We start from the raw sequence: 4,851 nt of genomic DNA on the forward strand, positions 1-4,851 counted from the left end.
TGAAGGAGAGCGCCGAGGTCGTCCGCATCGACCCGATCGCCGGGCCCGGCATGTGCGGTGCGGACTTTCCGCTCAAGGTTTCGGCGCTCGACGACGCCATGAGCTCTTACGGCTTCGCCGACGAGGATCTGCGGCCGCCGGCAGCGGTCGGCAACCAGCCGCGTTGGCCGGTCAACCAGCCGCCACCGAGCTATCCGCCGGCATCCGGCTATCCGCAATCGCAGCCGCCGGCCACTCCGTCAAATTCCTATCCGCCACAAAGCTATTCCAACGCGCGCGCGGGCGGCTACGCCGCGCCGTCGAGCACGCCGCTCTCGCTCAATGCGCCGGGCGTCCAGCCAGGCGAGGAGGACGTCAATCTGCCGCCCGAGGGCGCGCCGGGTGGCGGCTATCCTGCACAAGGCACTCCGCAGCAGACTTATCAGCATCCCTATCAACAGCCTTATACGCCGCCGCTCGGACCCGCGCGCGGCGATCCGATCGGGGCCGTCGGGCCTGTCGCGGTGAAGCCGGCGGCGACATTGGCCTGTCCGATCGTCTCGGCGCTCGACCGCTGGATCGCCGAGTCGGTGCAGCCGGCGGCGATGCGCTGGTTCGGCAATCGCGTGGTCGAGATCAAGCAGATCTCGGCCTATTCCTGCCGCGGCATGAACGGCAATCCGAGCGCGCACATCTCCGAGCATGCGTTCGGCAATGCGCTCGACATCGCCGCCTTCACGCTGGCCGACGGCCGCCGTATCACGGTCGAGCAAGGCTGGCACGGCTTGCCGGAAGAGCAGGGCTTCCTGCGCGACGTCCAGGGCGCGGCGTGCCGGACCTTCACCACGGTGCTCGCACCAGGATCGAACAAGTACCACTATAATCACATCCATGTGGACCTGATGCGCCGCCCCAGGCGACCGGTGATCTGCGAGCCGGCCGCTGTATCGGGCGAAGAGATCGCCTCACGCGCGCAGCAACGCTCGGGCTACGGCGCGCGCGGGCCCGACTTCACGAGCTCGATCCGCAAGGAGGCGCGGGCCAAGCGGAAGATCGACGAAGACGACGACGAGGACGAGTGATCCAACGCGTTGATCTTCGTTTGCGTCCGCCTCATTTCGGTCTCGCGCAGCGGTGCGCTGTCGTACGCGGCCGTGGCGCGCCGCAAGCCATCGATTCGTCCACAGAATCCACTGTCGCAGCACAGTGGTAATCCGATCCGCCACGTCTCCATCTCCTTGTTCTCGCGTGCTTGTCCGCCGCGCACTGCGCGGTGGTTCATAGCTCGTTTACCAGGCTGCCGCTCCGCCATCGGCCGACGCTAGACCCGCCACAGTCCACAGGAACAAGGCACGCGGGGTTCGGGTTGCCGCACGCTTTTTTGCCGTCGGCTCGGGAGAGGGTTTAAATGTCTGCGTATCGCATCAGGCAGCTCGGCGCGCATGTCGTGGTCGGCACCGAGGACGAGGCCGTGCTGATCTGCACCAGTCTCGACGTCGCGCGACGCGCGGTCGAAGAGGCCGAATGCGCGACCACGATTCCAACCTGGGAATTGCTGTCGCAGCGCGCGGCGCGGCTCGGCGAGGAAGCCGCACTCGCGCCGGCGCTGGCGGCGGACGTGGCCGCGATGCTGCCGGACGAGGACGAGAGCAACCGAGGCGATGTTGATTAGGCGTGTTTGTGGCCGCCAGGAGCGCGAAATGTCAGCGGCTCGACCGGTTGCCATGCATGCCACAAAGCGCGGCAAGAAGGTGCCGCTGGAGTCAAGACTTTGTCGTCCGGCCCGAACGAGACCTCGCCGTTATCAGTTGGTGCCGGAATAGTCGATCAGGATCCAACGCCACACGGTGCCGGCGCAAATGCGCCGCGAGATCACAGATACTTATGCGACACGATTCACATTCCCCGTCATCGGCCGGGAGTAATCGCCGCGCAATGCGACGCCGACGCGTTCCCGGCGCGACGACTATGCCTTCATCCCATACGCCGCCAGAAACATCCTTACCGCGCTGGCGACGACTTCGCGGGTGCGCTCAGGCGAGGGGGAGGGCGCGGCCTGGAAGATGAAGGGCAGGAACAGGCTGGCCTGGCACAGCAACGGGAATTGCGCGGCCGCGAACTGGCAGTCGTCGATGACAAGCTCCCCGGCTTGCACCCGGCCCTCGAGATAGCAGGCAAGTCGGTTGATGGTCGCCTTCAGCACGCGATCGTAATAGCGCCGGCCGACGTCCGGCATCCGCTCAGCAATCGCCATCACGGTGCGGATCGCCGATCCGCCGCCGGGCCGGCAGACCATTGCGATATAGGCTTCGCCGAAGCCGGTGAGATTGGCCATGACATCGCGGCTGGTGTCGAAGCTGAACGCAGCCTCGCCCTGAACCACCGTCTCCTCATGCACGATCGCCTCGAACAGACGGGACTTGTCCTCGAAATAGACATAGAGCGTGCCCTTGGAGACGCTGGCGGCGCGGGCGATCTCGCCCATGCTGGCGCCGTCAAAACCCAGATCCATGAACACCTTGCGGGCGCCGTTCAGGATCTGGCGCCGTTTGGAGGAGTCCTCCTCGTGCCGCATAGGAGTGGTAATCTCATCGGTTTCAATCATCGGTTCAGGGTCTTTGAAGGATTCTGGAGGAACTTGACACTGGAAACGTCCCGCAAGGAGGTTTCGGTCTAATGTTGCATGCGCGAAGATATATATTGACCGAACCGTTCGGTCAATGATAGTTTTAGATGATGGCGGTCGCAGATGCGCCCGCAATAATGGTTCTGGAGTGTTTGATGGGCGTGAGAGATCAAGCCGCACGGGTGCGCCGTCCGGAGCAGGCTGAAGCCTCCGAGCCTGCCACGCGTGAATCGGCTGCGCTTGGTGAAGCCTTGCGTGTCCGAGTCGCCGATGAGGCCGAAAATCGGACTGCGGATGCGCCGGCCGCGCACTCCAAGCCGGCGCCAGCCAAAGCTCCCGCTGCCGCACCTCCGGCTGACGAGAAGACTGCGGCGCCGAAGTCGGGCCGCCGCAAGCACATCATGATCGGCGCGATGCTCGCGGTGGGACTCGCCATCGCAGGCTATGCGACGGACTACTTCCTGGTTGGCCGCTTCTTCATCTCCACCGACGACGCCTATGTGCGCGCCAACAACACCATGCTCGGCGCCCGCGTCGCCGGCCATATCGTCGAGATTTTGCCGGGCGACAACGCGGTGGTGCACAAGGGCGATGTCCTGATCCGGATCGATGATGGCGACTATCGCATTGCTGTCGATGCCGCGCGCACCAGGATCGCGACCCAGCAGGCGACCATCGCGCGCATCGGCCGCCAGGTCAGCGCGCAGCAGAGCGCGGTCGAGCAGGCGCAGGCCAACCTCGCCTCCGCCGAGGCCGGCCAGAAGCGCGCCGATCTCGACTATGATCGGCAGCAGGCACTGAGCACCAAGGGTTTTGCCTCGCACGCCACGTTCGAACAGTCGGAAGCCGCGCGCGACCAGGGCGTGGCCGGCGTCAAGTCGGCGCGGGCCGCGTTCGACACGGCGCGCGACAATGTCGAAGTCACCAAGGCGCAGCAGGCGGAGGCGCAGGCGCAGCTCGCAGAATTGAAGACCTCGCTCGCCAAGGCCGAGCGCGATCTCGACTTCGCTTCCGTGCGCGCGCCGGTCGACGGCACCTTCTCCAACCGTCTGGTCAATACCGGCGATTTCGTCGCGGTCGGCCAGCGGCTCGGCAATGTCGTGCCACTCGATGACGTCTTCATCGATGCCAATTTCAAGGAGACGCAGCTCAAGCGCATCCGCCCCGGGCAGTCCGTGACCATCAAGGTCGACGCCTACGGCTCGCGCAAGTTCAAGGGTACGGTCGACAGCATCTCGCCGGCGGCGGGCTCGGTGTTCACTCTGCTGCCGCCCGATAACGCGACCGGCAACTTCACCAAGATAGTGCAGCGCCTGCCGGTACGCATCCGCGTGCCGAAGGATGTGGCGCGGCAGAACCTCTTGCGCGCCGGCATGTCGGTCTACGCCACCGTCGATACCACCGACGGCGCCAAGGATGCCGACAGCGACGCCGACCTCGACTCGCCGATGATGATCCATCCGCAGTAACGATCGGCTTGGACGATGAGATCCCAGCTCTTGCCGCGGACCGAGTTCACCTCTCCCCAGCGGGGAGAGGTCGGATCGCGTAGCGATCCGGGTGAGGAGCTTTTGCTTTTCGGCGAGACCGTGCCCCCTCACCCCAACCCTCTCCCCATGGGAGAGGGAGCGCATCTACCGTGTAGCTAGAACGCAGCTCAAGTCGACACACCATGGCCAACGCCACCACAGCCAACCCCACCATGACCGCGCCGGCGGCGGCGTCCGAGCGCATCGCGCCGCGGCGGCTGTTTGCGTTTCTGATCATGGTGTTCGGCATGTTCATGTCGATCCTGGACATCCAGATCGTGTCGGCCTCGCTGACCGAGATCCAGGCCGGCCTGTCGGCGAGCTCGAGCGAAGTGTCCTGGGTCCAGACCGCCTATCTGATCGCCGAAGTGATCGCGATTCCGTTGTCGGGCTTCCTGTCGCGCGCCTTGGGCACGCGGCTATTGTTCGCGATCTCGGCGGCCGGCTTCACGCTGTCGAGCTTTGCGTGCGGCTTCGCCTCGAGTATCGAGGAGATGATCCTGTGGCGTGCGCTGCAGGGCTTCCTTGGCGCCGGCATGATCCCGACCGTGTTCGCCTCCGCCTACACGGTGTTCCCGCGCTCGAAATTTCACATCGTCGGTCCGATCATCGGGCTGGTCGCGACGCTGGCGCCGACCATCGGCCCGACCATCGGCGGCTACATCACCGATGCGATGTCCTGGCACTGGCTGTTCTTCGTCAACATCCCGCCGGGCA

General features: G+C 65.2%; 5 protein-coding genes. 4 read left to right on the forward strand and 1 reads right to left on the reverse strand.

Translation table 11 applies throughout. From position 1 onward, the window contains the following. Both WA702_RS13475 and WA702_RS13480 read left to right on the forward strand, forming a co-directional pair. Positions 1-1,061: extensin family protein (locus tag WA702_RS13475; RefSeq protein ID WP_425111023.1), on the forward strand; the 1,061-nt coding region annotated here is incomplete at its 5' end. 326 nt (positions 1,062-1,387) lie between these two features. Continuing rightward, positions 1,388-1,651, forward strand: coding sequence for a hypothetical protein (locus WA702_RS13480; protein WP_425111024.1), 264 nt, complete (start codon positions 1,388-1,390; stop codon positions 1,649-1,651). Between the two features lie 294 nt (positions 1,652-1,945). On the opposite strand, the gene WA702_RS13485 is transcribed toward WA702_RS13480, so the two are convergent. Continuing rightward, a complete protein-coding gene (locus tag WA702_RS13485; RefSeq protein ID WP_425111025.1) occupies positions 1,946-2,584 on the reverse strand; it encodes a TetR/AcrR family transcriptional regulator in 639 nt (212 codons plus the stop codon). Between the two features lie 173 nt (positions 2,585-2,757). Here WA702_RS13485 and WA702_RS13490 point away from each other — a divergent pair, with 173 nt between their 5' ends. Together WA702_RS13490 and WA702_RS13495 are read left to right on the forward strand one after the other, a co-directional pair. Further along, positions 2,758-4,074 carry an HlyD family efflux transporter periplasmic adaptor subunit gene (locus WA702_RS13490; protein ID WP_425111027.1) on the forward strand — a complete coding sequence of 439 codons (1,317 nt, stop codon included), beginning with the start codon at positions 2,758-2,760 and terminating at the stop codon, positions 4,072-4,074. Positions 4,075-4,277: 203 nt separating this feature from the next. Further along, positions 4,278-4,851: MFS transporter (locus WA702_RS13495; protein ID WP_425111026.1), on the forward strand; the 574-nt coding region annotated here is incomplete at its 3' end.

The organism is Bradyrhizobium sp., from assembly GCF_049798375.1.
Lineage (GTDB): Bacteria > Pseudomonadota > Alphaproteobacteria > Rhizobiales > Xanthobacteraceae > Bradyrhizobium.

What these genes read in the sequence shown, in the direction of transcription:
- WA702_RS13480 (WP_425111024.1), top strand. Translation starts at nt 1,388, where the DNA reads ATGTCTGCGTATCGCATCAGGCAGCTCGGCGCGCATGTCGTGGTCGGC.
- WA702_RS13485 (WP_425111025.1), bottom strand. Translation starts at nt 2,584, where the DNA reads ATGATTGAAACCGATGAGATTACCACTCCTATGCGGCACGAGGAGGAC.